The sequence below is a fragment of the Marinobacterium sp. LSUCC0821 genome (assembly GCF_012848475.1).
In the GTDB taxonomy this organism is placed as follows: domain Bacteria; phylum Pseudomonadota; class Gammaproteobacteria; order Pseudomonadales; family Balneatricaceae; genus Marinobacterium_E.
In genome coordinates this window covers 2,101,182-2,120,699 of sequence record NZ_CP051666.1, presented here as the reverse complement: position 1 = coordinate 2,120,699, position 19,518 = coordinate 2,101,182, and the positions used below count along the sequence as shown (strand labels likewise).

Here is a 19,518-nt window from a genome sequence, read left to right as displayed (position 1 = left end):
TCAGTGGTAACGTAATGGCAGAACAGTCGCTAACAGAGCTACCCTCTTATAACTCTTGCACTCAAATTATCGAGTCCTCACCAAAGTTAGAATCTGCACTAACTCTAATTCGGTCATCAAATCTGAATGTCAGCAGCGATATAGAAAGTGGCCTAATTCATTCACGGTTCAAAGAAAATTTCGAACTTCACTTTGCAGCTCTATTAAATTTAGATAACTATGGATTGACACCAAAAAATGGCAGCAATACTCTGGAAATAAGATTGACCAATATTGAACATCCTACTATAGGTGTTTCAACTAAGGCTTGGGTAGATATCGAAGTTCGAATCCCATCAAACGAAAAACAAGATTCGACTCAACATCTACGCATTGAGGGTAAAGCAAACTACACGGACTCTTTATTTGGTCCTCAACGTCTCAACTTAGCAATAGACCGCGCAATTTGTAGCGCTATATCCTTGATAAAATTTGCTCATCGTTAGTGCCAAAATTCGAAAATCTCTTCGTATCACATCTCCCAATCTTAAGTCATCAAGTTATAGGGTATAAACTGTCGTAATAGTGAGTAGTTTAAGTGAGCGAAATTAATTATTTCCAGTTAGAGCAAGGAATCAGGATCTTAGAATTAGAAGATGCCTTATCGGCAGCTCGAGCCGATGCTGGAAGTTTAAAAGAAGAACTTGATTCAACGAAAAGCCTGCACGAAAAGGATGCCGCAATCTTGAAGAAGACCATTCAAGATTTAGCTCGTTTAAAGTCTGACATTAATAAATTGGAAAAAGAGAAAAATTTACTTCACTCACTCAATCCTGAAAAATTAAAACGCAGCCTACACGAACAAAAGCGAAAAACTGAAGAAGCTAAAGCTGCGCTAATTGAGTTAAAGAATCGAACAAAAGAAGCCCATCACAAGAATCAAAAAGAAATTCAAAATCTAAAAGCAACCCTCTACAAACTTCTTACAGAAGAAGATTTTTTTGCAGAGATCGGCTGCTACCGTCTTATGGTGAGTGGGTTTCGTTTCCCAGATGATACCAAGTCGGATAAAGCGCTAACGCGAATTAGAGTCCTGAACACGATCACATCAGAATCCTGCGTTGTAAAAAAAGTGACGACTGACGGTAAAGTAGAGATACCGACCGGTATGCTTCTGCCGCCTGAGGTAAAACAGCGAGTAATCCAAGAATGGACCGCTCTCAATTACGATAAAGCCAATCCTACCTAAATTGATTTAGATCGATCCATTGATAGAGAAAATCACTACTACACCTATGCCTTCTTTAAACTGAACTAGTCACTCACTTAGCAAAAAGCCAAAAGACGTCGTTTGCTAGTAAGGAGTAATTTAAATAGGTTGTGTGTTCGGAGTTTTGTGTAATTAAGTAGTGTTTTTTTGCATAGTTATGAAAGTCACGCAACGGACGCCCCAATAACCATATGATTTAATTGAACTTATAATCGCATTCGATTATTGAAAATCCTCGTGTCGGTTGGACATCCCCTCATGCCAAATATTTGAGGTATTTGAGGTAGATTCTCTTAGGTGATTTTTATTTACTAATTATTATTTTTTAACCAATCTAGCGAGTTAGCACTAGATTGGTTAACTATAGGAATTCTACCCCAAATACCTCATTGATCAGTCACCTGCTAATATCAACGGATTCACTTCATATAGAGTACTTCGTGGATGATTTGCCTGTTTTTTACGTATATACCCTCGCTCTGCTAGTATCTCAAGTGCCCCAGCCTCATCCCCAATCTTGGTAAACAAACTCTTGTGATCCTGACAGACCTTGCGACGAGTAAACTCATTCAACTGTTTACGTTTTATCCATCTTAGGACCCTTTGAGAAGCTGATACATCAGGATCAACAGCCATCAGATCGAAGGCAAGAAGAGCATGCTCAGCAAGTGCCTTACCTGTTTCTACTGCTGCCGTCATATCTTCAACACATAATGCCGTATTACCACTAGATTCTTTATGACGAGCAACATGAAACAACCCGGCTATTCTGCCGACTGCACCAGGAAGCTTACCTCCCCAGTCACGGCAATACTCGAAACGACCGCCTTCAGCCAGATCCTGTTCTACCTCATGCCAGAAAGATTTCCATTCTGAAAAAGCCGAATCTGATAAGTTAATAATTGATCCATCTTCGTCTCGCTGCATGAAGGCAAAATCCAACAAGTCTCCAAGCAACACCGCATAGTCCGCTTCTACAAATGGAGAAATTTCCACTGTATTGCCAGTACGAGAACCCAAGTTAGAATTCGGCACAACATACAAGAAACGACCCAGAAGACCTCGACCTTTGAATCCAGGCTTACTTTTCATCGCTTGTAGAACATCCGGTTGTACCGCCAATACCATGCTTAAACGCGGATTATCGAGAATTACTTGTGCACCACTTTTTCGATCTACCCTAACAGGGTCTCCAGCATGGGCTTGTAGGTAGAGATCGATATTGGGGACTCCTTGGTTATATCGACCAGCCATTGTTTCGAAGATACCTCCCTCTGATGACATCACCCCACAAGTTTCTGCATTATCTTCCATGAGCAGTGCTAATTGCTCTGTTGTCACATCAGATGCCCAAACCCTTGGCAGAGTTGGCACGACTGGGATTTTAGACTCCAATTCTCTGATCTGCTTCTCCAGGTCCATTTCCACCTGAGCCTCAGCTGCATTAGCTAAATCTTTCTCCAATTTAGTTAACTTTTTATTAAGACGCCTAACCTTTACCTCGATCTCTTTGACCTCCGCTCCTAGCTCTTTTCGCTTTTGAGATTCCCAATCTATAAAAGGTTTCGCCACCTTCTTAAATACAGCAGACTTTCTTGTTGCGGGGGGTAAAGCAGCCAGTGCGTATATACATAAAGGCTCGATATACTTACTTTTCTTATCTAACTGTATAAGAAATGGTTGTTGTACTGCAGTAGCCAAAGCACCCAATACAAGGACGGCCGCAAGATCAGTAGGGGTCTCTGTTTGAGCAGCTAGACCTTGAACAAAGTCTGAGAGTTTCTCGGGCCACAGTTCTACTGGCAAGTTGGCCGGTACAGCCTCTCCAAAAGGAAGTAACTCAGGCCAATCTTGGTTTTCTCTATATTCATTCTGACGATTCTTTTGACCTTCAGGGTCTAGTTCTTTAGCGTAGTGAGCCACTGCCATACCAACATCACCCCCGAATTCGTAATGCACAAGAACATCAAACACATCGTGAGCATATCCATCTGCTAGTGGATCGCTATCTTTTGAATGATGGCTATAACAACGTTGCGTATCGTCGAAGATCACAACACCTGGAATTCCACTTGAGCTCTCAGGCGCTAGAAAACGATCGCCAATCGGTTGATATCCAAACTGAGTTAAAACAGCTCGAATATCAAAAGCATCATTAACCAAACCGATGATCCCGGATTTGGTCGCTGGACACTTTTTACTAGGTGCTTTCTCAGCTAATGCTCTCTTGCTAGACCCATCTTGGTCATAGGCATCCAAGGCTGACTGCACAAAAGGGTGATGACGATCACAGGGATCAAATACTTCAGCTATATTGCTAACAGTCTCAAATGGCGCACCCTTGAAGAGAATGTTCGGCATAAAGCAGACCTGACTTGGCCGTGCTTGTGATGGATCCGCACCTAATCTGAGCTGTGTACCGATCGATAGTTTTGAGAACTCAACAAAGTCGATCGAATGCAAGAGAGGGATCAGTACTTTCCAACGATTCTGCCCTATAGGATGACTCTCATCTTTCTGTTGATGATTCGAAGTTGTGTATGCGTGGAAGCACACATCTTTATAGATAGATTTGATCTTCTCTTTGCTGAGGTCACCGGTGTCGTGATCGATGATCAGCATCGAGAAAGCGCCAGCAAGGGCACCTTCCTTTGTTTTATCCAAACCATCATGAGGAGCAAAGAATGCTGCCTCAAGTTTTGGACCAACAGTCGGTTTTGTATTCGTGATCTGGTTGAAAGAAACATAATCGAAACCAGATGTTTGTTTTAAGCCACGTCCATGGAGAAATAATGGTTGATCTGGGTTAAACTTCTCAACACACTCTGCTTTGCTAGTGTCGCTGCCTACGGGGTGACTGTCGCCAAACTGCTCTACCCCGTTGGTAGTGTTTTTTAGATTTTTCATAAAACATCCTCCAGCCAATTTTCTTCCCAGACCTCAATGTCTGATAAGCGCCAACGAGTACACCCTGGGGACAATTTGACCGGTTTTATGAATCGATTACTCTGAACCCATCGCCATATAGTGGCCCTTGATACAGAGTAACGATTAGCAACTTGATGATCTGCAAGATAAGCAGTTTCGATATGTGTAGACATCTATAAATTCCCGTCTTAGTTAATGACAAGAATGATAGTAAGTCTGAATCTATGTCAGAGTCAGGGTCATTCTGAAATCAAAATGACCCTTCAATATCTGGAATAGCTACTAAAGACTGTATTACTTCAGTTATCGATTTTTTGTCCGATGATTGATAATCTTTTTTTACACTCTCCAAAAAGTGTCTTGGAGGTTTCTGTAGTAACTTTTTCAGTCTATCAGGACTAATTCCAACAGCATCGGGATACTTATTTTTGTAGTAATTTGACGCCTTACTACATGCTAAAGACCTAGAGTTGCCTATATAAATTTCTAGCTGAGCTGCGAGTCGAAGTGCCTGGTTCTGAATTTCAACCCTTTTGGCCGTAGTCTTATTAGTAGGATTATTTAGTGGTGTCTGGTCATAAAGATACTGACTGGTAGCTATAGCCAATATTTTTTGCATAGCTGGAGTTACCCTAATTCCAGCTTTTTCAATCGTTTCGAAATCTATTAATACATGAATCGGATGGCCTGATATCAACCATTTTGAAAAACCAACCACAAATCTGTTTGGATAAAGAAACTTAAACTCAAGATGACAAAGCGCGGCCAACTTATAACTATCTGGAAGGTCTTTCCATGTAACTAGTTCATCTTCTGCTTTAGATAAAAACTCAGGATCAGTGTACGGGAAGGGTAGATCACCATAACCTAAATATTCGAGAACAGGATTAATTTTTGTGTTATCCATAGCCCATCAAATTAACAGTTAGTTATAAAGAATTTATGAATTTAGCCCAATCACTCATTAGTCTTGAACGTTGTTCTAGTAGTTCATCCCGTGCATAAGCTGCGCGTGTAGCATCATTGTTAACATGAGCAAGGGCAAGTTCGGAAACTTCATCGGGATAAGCAGTACGACTCCGTGCCCAATCTTTGAAGCATGACCGAAACCCATGAGGAGTAGCCTCAACTTCCATTCGTTTGCATACTGCTGAAATGCTCATATCTGATAAAGCATTCCCTCTCGGTGCTGTGAATAATAGATTGCTACCCTCTATACGGGGCAAACCTTCAAGTAACTCTATAACAGCACCAGATAACGGAACATTGTGAGCTTTGCGAGCTTTCATTCGATCAGCTGGGACGGTCCATAGCTTAGCAGTCAAGTCGATTTCATCCCAGGTAGCGAAGCGAACCTCACCTGAGCGCGCAGCAGTTAATATGATGAATTCCAGAGCACGTGCGCCAATACCCTCTCGCTGTTGTAGATCAACCATAAACATTGGCACCTTTTGCCAGGGTAATGCTTTATGGTGTCTTACCTTACGAATTTTGTTGGGAGTAGGCAGTAACTCACTTAGATTATCGGCCCAACGCGCAGGATTATCGCCGCTGCGGTACTTAGAAACTGTTGCCCAGCTCAAAACAGACTCTAGACGCTGGCGCACCCTAGTCGCGGTTTCAGTTTTGGTTTTCCAAATTGGTTCAAGTACTTTAAGAACGTGTGGCACCTCAATTGCATCGATAGACAGCTCACCTATTACACTGAACGCATGACGCTCTAATGAATTGATCCAATCCTGACGGTGCTTAACATTACTATATTCATCTTTGCGCGCGTTATGGCATAGGTATGCCGCTTCTTTGAATGTTAACACTTTGGCTTGCCTGGCTCGCATTGCATCACGTGCTGCTTTCCTCTCTAGCACAGGATCAATACCGTTAGATATTTTTTCGCGTAACTCTCTCGCCTTGTCTCTAGCACCAGCTAGAGTAACATCAGGGAATCCACCCAAACCTATATCACGGCGCTTTTGTCCCATTTGTGTTCGCAAAACCCACGAGCGTGCTCCGGTTGCTGAGACCAGCATTTGCAGGCCGGCCACCCCTCCCACTGAATAACGTCCTTGATCAGTAAGTCGTCGCACTTCAGCGGCACTTAATTCTTTAGCTTTTTTTGGCACTTCGAAGCCCTATTTATCTATCGAATTTGGAAGATTGGAATTTGAACCACAAAGACAGCTTCAGTTACCACATAAGCTCCCACATAAAATAATAGCATTGGGTGCAACATGATGCGACAGAAAGAGAAATAAAAATTATAAATTACAATTTAAGATATTGTTTTATAATGACAAATTAATACTAGCCAACACAAATTGTGACACGACCTAGGTGGACGCCACCTCCACCATACAAAATTAAAAAGGGCCACCCCGAAGGGAGTGGCCCTTTTTAATTTTTGTGGCGGGTTACAGAGCCCGCGGAGCGGGTTCGACAAAACTACAAGGATGTAGTTTTGGACAACACAAAGTGTTGCCCCAAAGGGGTGAGGGGCAGGATGCCCCGAATCAAACCCGCCACTTTTATTTACCAGAGTCTGCTCCGTCAGACCGAGCGCCAGGAAGGCCTGCATCAAACCCGCCACTCGAACTAAGAGAAGCCACACATGAAAACACTAAATGTGCTCCATGCTTGAATTACAACCACCATAAAACTATATTCATTATTAACAAATATGAATATATGAGGTGAATTGTGGCAACTACCAGCCTAAGCCTAGGTGAACATTGGGAAGCGTTCATCAAAAACGAAATTTCTAGCGGTCGTTACGGATCCGCAAGCGAAGTAGTTCGTGATGCTTTAAGAGCAATGGAAGAACGCAAGAGCAAGATAGAAGCTCTTCGTGCACATCTTTCTGAAGGAGCATTACAAGCCAAAAATGGAAAGTTCGTCGAGGACTTTACGATGGATTCATTGATCGCCGACTTGGATGCGGAGTCCTGATGTCAAAAAAATTGGTTCGACGAGTTCGAGTCACACCCCGCGCATACGACGATCTAAAAAATATTGGCCGATACACTGAAAGAACTTGGGGTAATAGTCAGCGCAACCACTATCTAAAGAGTTTAGAGACCTGCTTCAAATCGTTAGCAGAGGATCCATTCTTGGGTAGGCATAGAACAGATATCTGCGAGGGCTACTACAGCCTTCCCAAAGGTCAGCACGTAGTGTTTTATCTAATAGGTCACGAGACAATAGACATGATCGGCATACCACATAAAAACATGGATACGATCAACTACTTCTCTGAGAGTTGAATAGGAACGACTTATCCGCTGACACCCTTCCCTCAGCCCTCTATACTCACTGCAAAACAGATAAAAAAGAACCACACCCCATGACCAAAGCAACCTATTCAGAACAAGAGTGGCAAGCCCGTGTAGAACTCGCTGCTATGTACCGTATCTTCGCTTACTTGAAGTGGGATGAGGCGATTTATAACCACATCTCACTTCGTATCCCCGGGGAAGATGAGCACTTTTTGATAAACCCTTTTGGGCTCCACTACACTGAGGTTACTGCATCAAATCTGGTTAAGGTCGATATAGACGGAAACATCATTGGCCATTCTGATTGGCCGATAAACCCTGCCGGATTCACATTCCATGGCGAGATACATAAGCGAGTTCCAGGTGGGCACTGTGTCATGCACGTTCATACCACACTTACACTCGCGGTTTGCTGTCTGAAAGAGGGGTTAAGTTACACTAACTTTTATTCAGCTCAGCTGTATGGGAAGGTTGCCTACCATGACTTTGAAGGTATTACAGTTCATCGAGATGAAGGGATTCGTATTCTCGAGAGCGCTGGCGATAAACCAGTACTTCTTCTCAAGAACCATGGACCCGTCGTTATAGGATCAACCTTAGCGCAAGCATTCTCTCTAATGTGGCTCGTCAATCGCGCATGTGAGGTGCAGATGGCATCTGCATCGATGGGTGAGCTGATTGAGATACCAGAAGATGTTCTTAATAAGTGTGTACGAGACTCTCTCAACTTCAACCCGAAGTTTGGTGCAGGCAAAGATGCGGTTGCAGCCTTCACCCGCATCATTGAGAAGATCGATCCCTCTTATAAGGAGTAGATTTATATAGTGAGCTAGATGTCGATTAGAACTGTAACCATCTAGCTCACACACTCTTAACTATGGCCATCAGAATCATGATCATCGTGTTCAGCGCCATTATCATGAGCACTTTCTATCTCGGATTTATGCTCCGCCAACTGATGCTCTATTTCAGTTTCATGCTTTGAAAGTTCGTTTTCAATTTCGGCTTCATGTTTGCTTAATTCTTGTTCAATTTCAGTCTCATGCTTTGCTATCTCTGACTCTATCTCAGAAGAATAACGCTCCATTTCTGACTCTAGTTCACTAGATTGATGTTCAAGCTCTCTCTCCACCTCACTGTGATTGAGTGAATCAGATAACTCAATTGATCCGCTCTCGAGGTAGTCACTCTTTATTGCATCCTTTATGTACTCAAGACGTGAATCACTATCTAAGCTCTGCAAATCACTGAGTGGAACAGTTGTAATCTCATCATTAACAATCACGTAAAAACTATTGTTAACAACTCCCACCCTAGTCTCGCCAGGTTCGATAGATTCAAGCAAAGCAGCTTCAGTTTGTGGTGACATACCATCATAAATAGCCCCATCAGGGCCAATAACTTGACCTGACTGAAGCGTTATCGATGCACTTGCAGATAAAGACAGTGTCGAAACTAATAGTGATGTAAACATTAACTTTTTCATTGTTCTATCCTCACTTTGAGTAGCACTCAAGTGCAATTTCTGTACGGAATTGATTGACTGAATTTAAACGTTCCTCACCGGAATATAGAAAACGAGGTTTCTTGTACGCCGTGTTAATCATGCTAGATAGTGCTGGCTGGTAACTTGCCGGAATAGTAGAAACCAATGAGCTTATGTCAGCTTTGCCGGTACCAGTTTGGCGGGCATGCATGACTACGGCAGCATATCGCTCCAACGATTTGCAGTTTGATGTTTCTGTAGCGGCTTCAGCCGGGCTTAAAAATGAGAGCGCTGTAGCTAGGATAAGTGTATTCATGAGGGGCTCCTTTAATTTCTGAACAACTTCAGTGTAGAAAAGGATTATGAAAATATGGGGCTGAGTAACTGTTGCGCTTCAGAAATGATTCATAGAGCTGTTAATTCAATCAGTTAGAAACGAAAAAATCTTCAGAATAGATTCAGCAATATTTTCGATTCAATCAAAACCGAAATGACATTTATTGCAGTTATGATTTCTATAAGACTTTCTGGCTTAAAGAGCAGTGTTCAGAGCTACCCTTTTTTGAAAAGCGATGGTCGCAAGCTTTTACGAGATTTATCAACTTGGTAGGTTTCAGGGGCTGCCTTAGAGCTGTGATTTTTAGCCGACACACTGCCATTTTTAGGGCTACGCTTCTTCTCAGATAACACTCCACCCTCAACAAGCTTTCCACATTCAAGAGTTGGCACCGGCTGAAGTTGGATTGGCTTACCTAAAAGATCAGAGATCGCCTTCAAGAAGCGTCGTTCATCACCGCCCACTAGAGAGATTGCCCTTCCCTGTAGCCCAGCACGGCCAGTGCGCCCAATTCGGTGCACATAGGCCTCAGGTACATTAGGTAACTCATAGTTCACTACAAGCGGCAGCGCCTCTATATCTAGACCGCGCGCTGCAACATCCGTTGCCACGAGTATCTGGGCTTCACCTTCTGTAAATGCTTTTAGCGCTGCCAAACGATCACGTTGGGAGCGATCACCATGTATTGCCACCGCGCCTATCCCCTCGGCTGCCAAATCAAACGTCACTTGATCCGCGCGCTTCTTGGTTCGAGTGAATACGATGGCCTGCTGCCAGTTACCGTTGCGTAAAAGAAACGCAAGTACATCCGATTTGTCTGAATGCTCTACAGCATAGGCACTCTGCTTTACCTGTTTGCTGGCAGAATTGCGTTGAGTCACGGAGATGCGCTTGGGTTCTGTCAGGAGTTTTTCTGCCAGCACCTCAACAGAGTCGTTTAAGGTTGCCGAGAAGAGCATCGTTTGACGCTTCTCGGGAATGAAGTCCAAGAGCTTTCTAATATCGCCAATAAAACCTAAATCCAACATGCGATCGGCTTCATCAAAGACCAACATCTCAACCTCTTTAAGGGAAATTTCGTTGTGTCTGATCAAGTCTAAAAGTCGCCCCGGGGTTGCGACTAAGATATCTGCACCGCGCTTTAATTTTCGAATCTGATTATCAAATCGAACACCGCCAAAGATAGAGACGACGCGCATCTTAAGTGGGCGTCCATACTCGAGGGTGTGATCTGCCACCTGAACTGCAAGTTCACGCGTTGGCACTAACACCAAACCACGCACCTGGCGGTATTCACCCTCAATGGCATCACGTTGCAGACGTTGGATCATTGGGAGGGCAAAGCTGGCAGTTTTGCCGGTTCCCGTCTGTGCTTCAGCAACAACGTCAGCACCATTTAGAGCCAAAGGAATGGTTTCGGACTGAACCGGTGTCGGCGTGTGGTGACCTAGCAGCTGTAACTGCTCAACCAGCTCTTCACACAATCCAAGATCGGCAAATTTAGTCATTCAAATTCCTTGTAAAACTCTATTGCTGAGGCTGTTAAGCCGTGCAAGACTTAGCTTAATTCAATTCTAGGAGGTTAGTATGAACCGTACCGCATTAATTGGGCTACTGCTTTCAACATCTTTACTCGTCGCGTGTTCTGCCCCGCAGGTGCGTTTTGACACCACTGAGAAGATTAGCGAACGTCTTATTAAACTCGATAAAACATCTGTCGAGATGCAGTTAGGGAGTCCGCGAAGCAAAACAGATACCGGGCCGCACACTTCAGTTTGGGTCTATCACTCGGATACAGAACAGAACAAATCATCGCAACAGGGTAAATGCGAGTTAGTAATCACTTTCGATGATGAGACCGCTGTAAAAGCTGTTGTGAATTCAAACGAATACTCGCCCTTTGTTCACGAACTAAACACCTGCAACCAATTGGTTGAAGGCTTACAGTAAACCCTTATTGAGCTGGGAAAATTTTTTCCAGCTCAATAGTCACCTCGCCACTTTCACTGCTAAACCAAAGCTGGCCATCTTGGATGTTCACACTCAGTTGCGTACCGCGCTGAGCTAAATCTGCTAAGGCTTCACTCTGCTCAGGATTGACTCGAAGTAACTGAACATTGCTCTGCTTAGTCACCACGGCCTTCACACCCTTCCACCAAGGATCAAAAGCCTGATCTGAACCATAAGCAATTATTTGTGCCTGCTGTGCACGACTCGCAGCACGTTTGATCTGTTTCTCGCCTGGCAAACCTACATCGACCCATAGCTCAATTTCGTCAGAGTAGCTCTTCTTCCATAGATCTGGCTCATCCTCTACACAGAGACCACGAGTAAACTCCAAACGCTCATCTGCATTTATGACAAAACCCAACAGACGCATCATCATTCGCTCATCAGTCTCAGATGGGTGACGAGCTAAGGTCAGATTGTGGTCGGCATAGTAGTGACGATCCATATCTGCGATCTGAAGAAATACTTTAAAAATTGTTGAGTTTTGAGCCATAAGAATTTCGCCTTGTAAGATGGGCGCAGTATACGGGATTCCGTGAAGCTAAGCTTTACTGAGTTTATTTCGGGCAAAAAAAAGCCGGGACAAGCCCGGCTAGGAATGGCCTAGAAAAATTAAAACTCACTCAATGCACGTGCACGATCGAACATGTAAGGCACAGTTGTTAGACCTGCCAACACGACCGCACCTAGGATAAGCAGTGGCGCTACCGCTGCCATTCCCATGGAAACAACCGCTACAGCACCCGCTGCATAAAGCGCAGCAGCACCCAGAGCGAAAGTACGTTTAAGAGTGATAGAAACTAGTAGTGCAGCAACAACAAGTACTAATAGAAGCAATGCTGGCTGCCAGTTAGCTGCAACAGTCGCAGCGTGCTCAGCCACTACTGGCTCTGCTAGAAGACGTGCAGTCTGGTTAGCTGCAAGGTCAGTACCTGCCGCCTGTAGAGCAACCATGCTGTTGTGCTCGTGAAGAGTAACAGCAGAGCTAATCACTTTAGAACCCGGCGTCAGTGTTGCAAACAGAGCTAAAACAATTGCAACCACACCCATCATTCGCTGAACACGTAGAGCCGATTTAGATTGACGAACAATATCCAAACCAACAGCAACAAGAATGATTAGACCTAGTACAACCATCTGCCAGAAAGTCGCTAACTGAGCTAGCGTCAATCCGTTGTTAATCAGTTTAAGCAGGATAACACCCATAAATGTGCCGATGATTGTGCCACGGCCGCCAAATAGCGAGGTACCACCGATAACTACCGCTGCAATCGCATCAAGCTCCCACATCTGACCGTAGTCAGATTTAGCGTAAGGCGCACGACCTAAGAACAGCATTGCTCCAAGCGCCGCACCAAGCGAACAGATTACATAGGTGTAAAGCGTGTACATTTTCGTATTGATACCAGCCTGACGAGAGCCTTGCTCGTTACTGCCGATAGCATAGATGTAGCGACCTAGACGCATATTAGATACGACCATCGCCAACAGAATAAAGAAGACAATGAAGATCAGCATACTCATTTGGAAAGTACGGAAGAAATCCATCCAATGAGCATCAATAAAAGAACCTACTGACTCCATAAATCCAGAAAGCTCGCCCGCTTTGTAGTCATCACGAATCCCAGCAAAAGGGTTGTAACGACCAAAGAGATCAAAAGTTTCAGGTAGTTTAGGCGTCGCTTTGGCACCTGTAGATAAGTGAGCAGCACCACGCCAAACAGAAAGACCAGCCAAAGTTACGATAAAGGCAGGCATGCCTACGTAAGCGACCAGTGTTCCGTGAATAATCCCTACCGCTGCACCCATTGCTAGACCCGATAGAATTGCGGCCCAGGCTGGGAAACCCCAGTAGCTACAAATGTAGCCCGTTAATGCTGCAATTAATCCCATAACGGATCCGACAGACAGGTCGATACCTGCTGCGAGAATTACGAGTGTCATGCCACCAGCAACGACACCAATCGCGGCTGAGTTGTTGAGGATCGTCATCAAGTTTGTTGGGTGGAAGAACGGTTTACCGTCAGTCACCATCTCGATTGCAATTGCTAGAATCACGATCGCCAAAAGAGCACCAGACCACTCCTTGCGAAAGAACGAGACTGTTAACCCGATCGCTTTGTCTTGAAGGCTGCTAGAGGACATGTGTAAGAACCATATTTAATTAGCTTTAAAGAAAAATGGACCGGGTAACACCCGATCCATTCGTAGATCATCGGATCAAGTTATTACTTGATACCAACTAGGTTTTTGTAAGCACCAGAAGTAGATGGTGTTACTAGGAAGAAGCCAGTATCGATACGTGGAGATACTGCTTTACCCTGTGCTGCTGCAGCAGCTGCTTTGATACCCTGGTAACCCATCTGGTAAAGCATCTGTGCTGTATCAGCGTGTACCCAACCTTTGTCCATAGCTTCGATAGCGTCAGTTGCACCGTCAAAACCAACTAGTTTGATATCACCAGCTGAAAGACCTAGGTTTTCCATTGCAGCTTTAGCACCCATGGTGCCGCCGTCCCATGCGTTAGCAACCATTTTGATGTCGCTACGTGAGTTAAGGATAGCTTCTACGCCTTCCTGAGCCTGCTGAGAGTTCCACTCAGTTGGTACTTCTAGGATTTCAGAGTTAGGGCGTGCAGTTTTGAATGCTTCGATGAAGCCGTTACGACGTTCCTGACCAGTAGACTGTGCCTGGTTACCAGTAACGTAGATGATAGCGTCGCCATCGTTGATTAGAGTAGCTGCAACAGCACCCTGTACTTTAGCAACTGCGTAGTTGTCAGTAGCAACGAATGAAGTAACGTCAGCACCAGATACACCAGTATCGATTGCAACTACAGGGATACCTGCGCCCATTGCATCTTTAACTGCTGGAGCTACACCAGAAGAGTCAACTGGTGCGATACCGATCGCTTTAACACCCTGTGCAACAAGGTTTTCAAAAACTTCTAGCTGGCTAGAAAGGTCGCCCTGGAAAGCAGGACCAACAGTCACTAGATCAACACCAGCGTCTTTAGCAGCATCAGCTGCGCCCTGGTTGATCATCATCCAACCAGCGTTGGTAGCAGATTTAGTGATGTAACCGATTGAGTCCGCGTATGCAGCGCCAGAAAGCATTGCACCCGCAACCATTACACCAAGCATTTTTTTCAATTTCATGGGTAGATCTCCAAAATTTTGGTTGTTCTTGTTTTCGGCGACCGAGTCGTTGCCTGAGGTGAATAATTCCTGAAACTTAATTTCGTGTCAATTATTAAATTCAATTGATTTAAAAATTATTTGCCGTTACATTTGCCTTCATTCGAACAATTATTAACCTCTAATCTTAGGAGATGTTATGTCTCATCCAGTACTAGAAATTCGCGGTTTAACTAAGCATTACGGCGGTGTACACGCTCTAAATGATGCGGATTTCGACCTAGCTCCAGGTGAGCACGTAGCAATCGTTGGCGACAACGGTGCAGGTAAGTCAACCTTCGTTCGTAACCTAACTGGTGTTGAACAGCGCACTGCAGGCTCTATCAAGTTTTACGGTGAAGAGATCGACTTTGCTTCGCCATTAGAAGCACGTGACGCAGGTATTGAAACTGTTTACCAGAACCTAGCACTTGCAGATGAACTTGATGTACCAGCAAACATCTTCCTAGGCCGTGAGAAAACCAAATTCAACTTGGGTCCACTGAGCTGGCTAGACAAAAAGGCGATGCGTCGCGAGTCTGAAGCGATGCTTGAGAAGACTGGCGTAAAAATTCCAGACCTCTCTCAGTCACTTCGTGGCATGTCAGGCGGTCAGCGCCAGTGTGTTGCGATAAGCCGTGCAGCAGCTTGGGGCGAAAAGCTTATCATCATGGATGAGCCAACAGCTGCACTCGGTATTCAAGAGACTACACGCGTAGAGAACATCATTCGCGGCCTGAAAGAACAGGGCATTCCGATGATTCTTATCAGCCACAACCTTCGCCAGGTATTTAACCTTGTCGATCGTATTGTGGTATTCCGTCAAGGTCGCATCGTGGGTACACGTGTTGCTAAAGAGACCAATGGTAACGAAATCGTTTCATTGATCACGGGTGCAGCAGACCAGGGCGTGCACGAAAACGCGAGCTACATCTAAGGATATTAGAAGATATGCGTCTTAGCTCAGTCACTCAGCAAGTATCTGGCTCCAACCAAGTTGGGGTTCGCCAGTACAACGAGCGGGTCATTCTCTCGTTAATTCGGGAGAATGGTGCGTTGACCAAAGCCGAGATAGCTAAGGCGACCAATCTAACACCACAGACTGCAGCATCAATCATCAACCGACTCTGCGCTCAGGATCTTCTAATCGCGGGAACAAAACGTCGTGGTGGCGTGGGTCAACCCTCAACGCCATACAGCCTCAATCCTGATGGTGCTTACAGTATTGGTATCAAGATCGGTCGTGCATCAACCGATATCCTCTTTATGGACTTCACGGGGCAAGTACGTACTCAATTCACTCACGAGTATGATTTCCCAACTCCCAACGAAGTGTTTACCAAGATCCAAGAGAGCATCTTCAAGCTTACAGATACACTCAGTCCGCTTCAGCTTGAGCGATGCACAGGAATCGGTGTTGCAGCGCCATTTGCTTTAGATGGCTGGAGTGACGAGCTAGTTGAAGCACGCAATGCACTGCGCGACTGGGCAAAGGTCGATATCCTTCACGAAGTTCGTAAACGCACACGTTTTGATGTCAGTCTCATCAACGATGCAACCGCAGCCTGCCTTGCGGAAATCACCTTCGGCAACCCACAAGCGTGGTCAAACATCATCTACATATATGTCGGCACATTTATTGGTGGCGGCGTAGTGATGAACGGTCAGATTTGGAATGGCAGCCACTCAAACGCAGGGGCGATTGGTTCACTTCCAACGGTGAATCGTAAGCAGTTGATCCACAAAGCTTCACTCCATCAGCTTGATAAAACGCTGAAAGAGCACAATCTAAGCGCTAACTTTGCCAACCTATCGGCATCGATGGGTGAAGAGGCGTGGAATCATTTCACAGCCTGGGCAGATAGCGCTGCAAAATACATTGCCGACGCTGTTGCAGCTGGCACAGCGCTATTAGATCCGGATGGCATCATCATTGATGGTCGCATACCTAAGGTGGCGACTAACTATCTAGTTTCAGCAGTTAACGCTGCGACCAGCGAAACTAACTGGGAAGGTTTGGAGAAACCAAGCATCCTTGCCGGTCATTTAGGATTTGAAGCGCGCGCCAAAGGCGGTGCACTCCTTCCAATCTACTCAAACTTCGGCTTGGATAACCAAGCCTTCCTTAAAGCGGCAGGTTAATCGCTAACGCTTAGTTAAGCGCTAGCGTTGCTTCCATCTCACGAATCGCAGCCTGCGCAGCAAAACGGACGTGGGCATTCGGTTCACCAAAACCTGCATAGTTCCCCACACGCTGCACAACCTCGAAGAATGCACCCTGTACTTCGCGCGTATAGAAGTGGAAGAACTCACCATCTTCATTGCGATCATAGAGCACGTTAAGTGATTTCATCTTCTCGAGAAGCTGCGGCTCAATCTGGAACTTACCTTCAATCTCACGGTAGTAGTTATCAGGAATTGGCAGAACCTTATCCTGACTCAGCTTAGCGGCCGCTTTGATGATGTCTTCACACTCAAATGCGATCTGCTGAACACCTGCTCCATGGGTACGCTGAATGAAGCGCTCTGGTGACGCCTGTTTAGCCTCTGTCATATTAAGCGGAATCTTCACTCGGCCATTTTGGCTAGAAGCCACTCGACTGGTCACCAATCCGTAGATATCTGGAAGATCCTGCACCGGTGCAATATCAAAGTTAAATACCGATTTATAGAAGAAAGAGGCCGACAGGAAGTCTGTATTAGCCACTGACTGCGCCATGTGGTCGATACGGATAAGTCCTGCATCACCAGGCTGCGCGCCTTCAATTGCATCAAAGTCGACATCATAGAAACGAAACTTCTTATGACGTTCAACAAGGTAGACCAAACCATCCCCTACGCCTCGCAACGCAGGAATATTTAGCTCGCCAGGACCCGTAGCATTTTTAAAGCGCTTGATTCGGTACTCATCAGCCTGGCTGAGGGACTCTTTCACACTTGAAGTGGTCAAAGCGAATGCACATACCGATGCACCATGAACCTGGTAGTGCTGGTGCGCCTGACTTGTCGGTTCGCGGTTTAATACAAGGTTAATGTCACCCATCTGCATCAGGCTGACATTTTTCGAAACGTGTTTATGAGTCTCATTGAATCCAAGTGAGTTGAGCGTTTCAACTAGCGCCTCACCCTGCTCACCCTCAATCGCAAACTCTACAAATTCAATATCAGTGATATCTGCAGTAGGTTTTACATCTTTGCAGGTCTTATCTAACCAAATAAGTGAACGCATACCGTCAACGGCACGCTGTTCAGCAGACGAAGAGCGGAACTCATCATTGAAGATCTCATGAGAAATGTAGTCATCAAAGTTCTTATCACACAGAACCTTCATAAACTCAGCAACCGGCATATCACCCTGCCCTGGGAAACAGCGGTAGTGACGGCTCCAGTGCATTAGATCGGATGTTGGAATAATTGGCGCATCTGCAACCTGCACTAACGCGATCTTATCAACGGTTATCTCATCTCGAAGACAATCGAGTGTATTGCCACGTGAGAACATGTGGAACGTGTCTAGGTTGATACCAAGCGCAGGATGGTTAGCACGTTTAACAAGATCCCAAGCATCCTCATAATCAGCCACGTAACGTCCCCAAGATAGCGCTTCATAACCCATAATGAAGCCCTCTTTATGCGCCAGTTCTGCAGCTTCATAAAGGTCCGCAGCACAACGCTCTTTATCAGCAACTGCGTAAGGGGAAACGTTAGAACAACAAAGGATACGTTCGGTACCTAACTCATGCATCATCTCAAAACGGCGCTGCATGTGGTAAAACTTCTGACGTTTAAGCTCTTCTGGCATCCCCTCCAGGTCACGGAAAGGCTGAAGCGCTAAAATCTTAAGACCTAGGTCATCCGCAATCTCTTTAACATCTCGCGGCGTTCCCGAAAACTGAATCAAATCATTATCAAACAGCTCTACAGCATCAAAACCGGCATCTGCGGCTGCTTCTAACTTCTTAGGCAAGCTGCCCGAGAGTGTTACCGTTGCGATTGCTGTTTTCATGATGTTCCCTCCAGTTGGGTTTAACTGATGGCATTTTAGCAAGATCTACAAAAAACACTAAATACTATTTAATTAGTTTTGTATTACTTAAATTTCATCAATCAAAAAAGAAGAGGCATTCGCCTCTTCTCTAATTTCACGCTAGATCTAAAAGATCACTGCTCACTTTAAACTTCTCAACAAACCGAGTTCGCGCCTCACTAGGATCGACCTTACTGTTAACAAAGAACTGAAATGCATCGATTCCTTGATAGAAAAAGAGATCAAAGCCTGAAACCAAATCAAGGCCTGCAGCATGAGAAGCTTTCAGAAACTCAGTATCCAGTGGCACATATACGGCATCGAATGCCCACTTCTGTCCGCCGAAAAGCGAAGGATCTAATGGATTACCTGGCGATTTAAGGTGCCCTATAGGGGTACAGTTCACAAGACCATCAACCTGCTTAGCAATCGTTGGGATCTCATCCGCTAGAATCGCCTCTGCATCTGCACCTACAGCAACTAATGCTTCAACGAGCGATTCAGCTCCTGCAGCACTAAGGTCGTAGACGTAGATTTTTTTTGCATTGAGCTTCGTTAAACCAAAAGCCACTGCACGCCCTACACCTCCGGCTCCTAGCATCAGCACGTCACCGGCTGGTCTATCACCACGGCGGCTCTGATAGCCTTTTACAAAGCCACTAAAGTCAGTGTTGGTGGCATCAATCGATTCTTGCCCAATACGCATTGTATTTGTAGAACCCACCATCTCAACAGCCTGATCACCATTCGTAACGACATGCGTTGCTAACTGCTTAAAGGGAAAAGTCACATTGGTTGCTACGTACCCTTCTGATCTCATTCGATCGACGGTCTCCTGAAAGCACTCAAGCGTATTATGCTCTGGCTCGATCAGATCATACTTCACGTCAAAACCATAGATCTCACCCAGCATCTCATGCAGCGCAGGGGACTGTGACTGACTGATTGCATGTCCAATCAATCCAATCTTAATCGTCATATTCGGTCTCCTTTCGACCAAAAAAGAGAGGCCTAAGCCTCTCAAAAATAACCA

General features: G+C 45.1%; 20 protein-coding genes. 8 read left to right on the top strand and 12 right to left on the bottom strand.

What is annotated here, in order from left to right; all coding sequences use genetic code 11:
- Positions 1-14 precede the first annotated feature (14 nt).
- Together HH196_RS10320 and HH196_RS10315 are read left to right on the top strand one after the other, a co-directional pair.
- A complete protein-coding gene (locus tag HH196_RS10320) occupies positions 15-485 on the top strand; it encodes a hypothetical protein (protein ID WP_169452038.1) in 471 nt (156 codons plus the stop codon).
- Between the two features lie 92 nt (positions 486-577).
- Positions 578-1,228, top strand: a complete 651-nt coding sequence (locus HH196_RS10315; RefSeq protein ID WP_169452037.1) for a hypothetical protein — start codon at positions 578-580, stop codon at positions 1,226-1,228.
- Positions 1,229-1,642: 414 nt separating this feature from the next.
- Here HH196_RS10315 and HH196_RS10310 read toward each other — a convergent pair whose 3' ends face one another.
- The 4 genes from HH196_RS10310 to HH196_RS10295 form a co-directional block, all read right to left on the bottom strand.
- On the bottom strand, positions 1,643-4,156 hold the full coding sequence (locus tag HH196_RS10310; protein WP_169452036.1) for a YfjI family protein: 2,514 nt from the start codon (positions 4,154-4,156) through the stop codon (positions 1,643-1,645).
- Positions 4,153-4,350 carry an AlpA family transcriptional regulator gene (locus HH196_RS10305; RefSeq protein WP_169452035.1) on the bottom strand — a complete coding sequence of 66 codons (198 nt, stop codon included), beginning with the start codon at positions 4,348-4,350 and terminating at the stop codon, positions 4,153-4,155. The genes HH196_RS10310 and HH196_RS10305 overlap by 4 nt, the downstream gene beginning before the upstream one ends.
- 77 nt (positions 4,351-4,427) lie before the next feature.
- The gene (locus HH196_RS10300) at positions 4,428-5,084 is read right to left on the bottom strand and encodes a hypothetical protein (protein ID WP_169452034.1); all 657 of its coding nucleotides are present in this window, start codon (positions 5,082-5,084) and stop codon (positions 4,428-4,430) included.
- 22 nt (positions 5,085-5,106) lie between these two features.
- Positions 5,107-6,222: an integrase arm-type DNA-binding domain-containing protein gene (locus HH196_RS10295; protein WP_248276924.1), complete on the bottom strand. Its 1,116-nt coding sequence runs from the start codon at positions 6,220-6,222 to the stop codon at positions 5,107-5,109.
- 652 nt (positions 6,223-6,874) lie between these two features.
- Between HH196_RS10295 and HH196_RS10290 the strand changes: the two genes are divergently transcribed.
- The 3 genes from HH196_RS10290 to HH196_RS10280 all read left to right on the top strand — a co-directional run bounded on the left by HH196_RS10290 (position 6,875) and on the right by HH196_RS10280 (position 8,264).
- Entirely contained in the window at positions 6,875-7,123 is a 249-nt protein-coding gene (locus HH196_RS10290; RefSeq protein WP_169452032.1) for a type II toxin-antitoxin system ParD family antitoxin, read from the top strand.
- A complete protein-coding gene (locus HH196_RS10285; RefSeq protein WP_169452031.1) occupies positions 7,123-7,437 on the top strand; it encodes a type II toxin-antitoxin system RelE/ParE family toxin in 315 nt (104 codons plus the stop codon). The genes HH196_RS10290 and HH196_RS10285 overlap by 1 nt, the downstream gene beginning before the upstream one ends.
- An 80-nt stretch (positions 7,438-7,517) precedes the next feature.
- Positions 7,518-8,264 carry a class II aldolase/adducin family protein gene (locus HH196_RS10280; RefSeq protein ID WP_169452030.1) on the top strand — a complete coding sequence of 249 codons (747 nt, stop codon included), beginning with the start codon at positions 7,518-7,520 and terminating at the stop codon, positions 8,262-8,264.
- A gap of 56 nt (positions 8,265-8,320) precedes the next feature.
- Here HH196_RS10280 and HH196_RS10275 read toward each other — a convergent pair whose 3' ends face one another.
- The 3 genes from HH196_RS10275 to HH196_RS10265 all read right to left on the bottom strand — a co-directional run bounded on the left by HH196_RS10275 (position 8,321) and on the right by HH196_RS10265 (position 10,780).
- Positions 8,321-8,935, bottom strand: a complete 615-nt coding sequence (locus HH196_RS10275; protein ID WP_169452029.1) for a hypothetical protein — start codon at positions 8,933-8,935, stop codon at positions 8,321-8,323.
- Between the two features lie 10 nt (positions 8,936-8,945).
- Positions 8,946-9,251: a hypothetical protein gene (locus HH196_RS10270; RefSeq protein WP_169452028.1), complete on the bottom strand. Its 306-nt coding sequence runs from the start codon at positions 9,249-9,251 to the stop codon at positions 8,946-8,948.
- Between the two features lie 236 nt (positions 9,252-9,487).
- The gene (locus tag HH196_RS10265; protein WP_169452027.1) at positions 9,488-10,780 is read right to left on the bottom strand and encodes a DEAD/DEAH box helicase; all 1,293 of its coding nucleotides are present in this window, start codon (positions 10,778-10,780) and stop codon (positions 9,488-9,490) included.
- 79 nt (positions 10,781-10,859) lie between these two features.
- Between HH196_RS10265 and HH196_RS10260 the strand changes: the two genes are divergently transcribed.
- Positions 10,860-11,222 (top strand): outer membrane protein assembly factor BamE, encoded by a 363-nt coding sequence (locus HH196_RS10260; RefSeq protein WP_169452026.1) that lies wholly within the window; start codon positions 10,860-10,862, stop codon positions 11,220-11,222.
- Between the two features lie 4 nt (positions 11,223-11,226).
- Here the strand turns inward: HH196_RS10260 and HH196_RS10255 are convergent, their stop codons facing one another.
- The 3 genes from HH196_RS10255 to HH196_RS10245 all read right to left on the bottom strand — a co-directional run bounded on the left by HH196_RS10255 (position 11,227) and on the right by HH196_RS10245 (position 14,440).
- Entirely contained in the window at positions 11,227-11,775 is a 549-nt protein-coding gene (locus tag HH196_RS10255; protein ID WP_169452025.1) for a YaeQ family protein, read from the bottom strand.
- Positions 11,776-11,894: 119 nt separating this feature from the next.
- The gene (locus HH196_RS10250; RefSeq protein WP_169452024.1) at positions 11,895-13,427 is read right to left on the bottom strand and encodes an ABC transporter permease; all 1,533 of its coding nucleotides are present in this window, start codon (positions 13,425-13,427) and stop codon (positions 11,895-11,897) included.
- Between the two features lie 83 nt (positions 13,428-13,510).
- Complete coding sequence (locus HH196_RS10245) at positions 13,511-14,440, bottom strand: sugar ABC transporter substrate-binding protein (protein ID WP_169452023.1); 930 nt, start codon at positions 14,438-14,440, stop codon at positions 13,511-13,513.
- Between the two features lie 178 nt (positions 14,441-14,618).
- Between HH196_RS10245 and HH196_RS10240 the strand changes: the two genes are divergently transcribed.
- Both HH196_RS10240 and HH196_RS10235 read left to right on the top strand, forming a co-directional pair.
- Positions 14,619-15,395, top strand: coding sequence for an ATP-binding cassette domain-containing protein (locus HH196_RS10240; RefSeq protein WP_169452022.1), 777 nt, complete (start codon positions 14,619-14,621; stop codon positions 15,393-15,395).
- Positions 15,396-15,409: 14 nt separating this feature from the next.
- Entirely contained in the window at positions 15,410-16,600 is a 1,191-nt protein-coding gene (locus HH196_RS10235) for an ROK family transcriptional regulator (RefSeq protein ID WP_169452021.1), read from the top strand.
- Between the two features lie 10 nt (positions 16,601-16,610).
- On the opposite strand, the gene HH196_RS10230 is transcribed toward HH196_RS10235, so the two are convergent.
- Together HH196_RS10230 and HH196_RS10225 are read right to left on the bottom strand one after the other, a co-directional pair.
- Entirely contained in the window at positions 16,611-18,464 is a 1,854-nt protein-coding gene (locus HH196_RS10230; RefSeq protein WP_169452020.1) for a bifunctional sugar phosphate isomerase/epimerase/4-hydroxyphenylpyruvate dioxygenase family protein, read from the bottom strand.
- A 136-nt stretch (positions 18,465-18,600) separates the two neighbouring features.
- Positions 18,601-19,464, bottom strand: a complete 864-nt coding sequence (locus HH196_RS10225) for a shikimate dehydrogenase (protein ID WP_169452019.1) — start codon at positions 19,462-19,464, stop codon at positions 18,601-18,603.
- Positions 19,465-19,518 lie beyond the last annotated feature (54 nt).